The organism is Bacteroides sp. (genome assembly GCF_029057325.1).
GTDB lineage: Bacteria > Bacteroidota > Bacteroidia > Bacteroidales > Bacteroidaceae > Bacteroides.
The window spans coordinates 1-2,077 of sequence record NZ_JAICZW010000107.1; the positions used below are offsets into that span (position 1 = coordinate 1).

Annotated in this window: 1 protein-coding gene and 2 pseudogenes; all 3 read left to right on the plus strand. The window is 40.3% G+C overall.

From position 1 onward, the window contains the following. Positions 1-142: 142 nt before the first annotated feature. A complete protein-coding gene (locus K2G43_RS06875) occupies positions 143-1,273 on the plus strand; it encodes a 6-bladed beta-propeller (RefSeq protein WP_300153727.1) in 1,131 nt (376 codons plus the stop codon). Between the two features lie 112 nt (positions 1,274-1,385). Next, positions 1,386-1,592: pseudogene (locus tag K2G43_RS06880) on the plus strand (DUF1573 domain-containing protein); the annotation flags it as partial. 6 nt (positions 1,593-1,598) lie between these two features. Beyond that, positions 1,599-2,077 (plus strand): annotated as a pseudogene (locus tag K2G43_RS06885) (hypothetical protein); the annotation flags it as partial.

The window sequence follows — 2,077 nt, forward strand, 5'->3', positions numbered from 1 at the left end:
CTTATGTAAAGAGAGTGATTTAAATTGAATAAGCAAGATGCTTGCTTTTCCGTTGAAATGATAGATACGGAAACTAAGTTATTGGTTAGTCAAATATCTGAGAACTTTAAATTTAAAAAACCTAAGGAATAAGTATACATTAATGAAAATTGTTAACTACTTTAAATTGTATGTATTGCTACCTGTGTTCGTATTGGTAGCCTGTACTTCTGATAATACTCATAAACAGAATGGTGATACTATTCTTGTACCCGTTAATCTGACTTCTCCACAAAAGGAGTCTCCTCTCTCTTCTTTTATAGATAGTGTAACCACATTTCGGTTGACATTGCCCGATAGTCTGTTCTTCGGAACTATTTCACGCATATTCTTTGATAGTGACAACATTTATGCGGCAGATTCCAAACAACATATTGTATTCCGATTCAATCGAGCCGGTTGTTTTCTCAACACCATCGGACAGAAAGGTAATGGTCCTGGAGAATATGCGGAAGTGTCATCCTGCTTCTTAGGAAAAGATTGCCTTTTTGTGGATGATTTGACCACACGCCGAATTTTCTGCTATAAGCCCGATGGTACATTTGTACGGAGTATATCTTTCCCTTTCAATGTGATTTATGATGACATTGTGGCTCTTTCAGATAATAATTTCCTTTGTTATGAATTGTTTTGTTCGACAGAAAACCATGAAAGGGGGCTTTGGATTATGAACGACAAAGGTGAGAAGACGGAATTTGTCTTGAAAGAAACTGAAGTATATCCTTATAGTTCAAGTATGTTTACTCGATTGGCTACGGATTCGGAAGGAGTAGTTCATGCCTTTAATCCCTCCAGCGGAGATTTTTATACATACAATCCTTTTAAAAAAGAACTTAAGAATACTTTTCGGCTAAAACCCGATGTGAAATTGAAATCACAATTCAAAGGATATAGGACAACATTGGACATCAAGGAGGAAATGGCTGGCTGTGATATGGTAATTGAATCCGACCACTACATATATACCCTTTGGACTATATTCTCCAACAATCCGAGAGGGAGGGCTGCATACGGCTTATATCATAAGCAAACAAGGGAGATGCAGACATTTACACGTCCTATTATTGACCTTCCTGATATGTTCGCAATAGGCCGTTATGTTTCTTCCAATTACCCCAATGCACTGGTTCTTCAGTACCCGGATGAATATCTTGCAGAATATTATCCTGAAGAGTACAAAAAATTAGGAATGAAAGAAAACATGTTACTTGTAAAAGTACTGCACTTTAAATGATGAGACTTTCAAAACCGATTGCAATGTGATGGATGATATGCTGGGACTGAGTGCTAACCTGAACAGTTACATTGATATGGACGATTCATTAAATAAATTAAATCATTTTCCCTCAGAATTGGTGATACAAGATGTTGCCACCTCTTGCGGCTGCACCACCGTATCTTATTCTAAAGAATCGGTACAGCCGGGCAAGGAAACCGCCTTGGAAGTGGCTTATAAAGCCGAACGCCCTGAACACTTTGCCAAGACTATCACCGTATATTACAATGCGGAGCATTCTCCGTTGACATTGAAGATTAGCGGAGATGCAAAATAGTGTGTTATGAAAAAGTATGGATTCTGGATAATTTTGCTGGGACTGACAGCATTCAACTTGTATCTGTTTTTACCCGGATATCTGTTTTCCGAGACCTTAGCAGAACGGAACATCCGTCTGGCAGGAAAGAACGGGAAGCAGTTGGCACAAGTGCTGGAACACTACCGCCGTACGGGCGAAGAACAAAAAGAGCGATGCGCCCGTTTTCTCATCGCATATATGGACCGCCGGGCTGCTATCACTTACGAGGGGATAGGACAGAAGACCAAGATTGTCACTCCCGACTTACTTGCCATTCGGGCGGATTTTCTGATAGAGAACATCGACTTGGCATTTGAAGCATGGAAGAGATATCCTTGGTGCCGTCATCTGACGGAAGATGAGTTCTGTCGGAAACTCTTGCCATATCGCCTGAAAAATGAGAAACTGGAAGGATGGCGGAAGTTCTACTATCACAAATATAAGGAGGTGGCAGACTCGCTGGC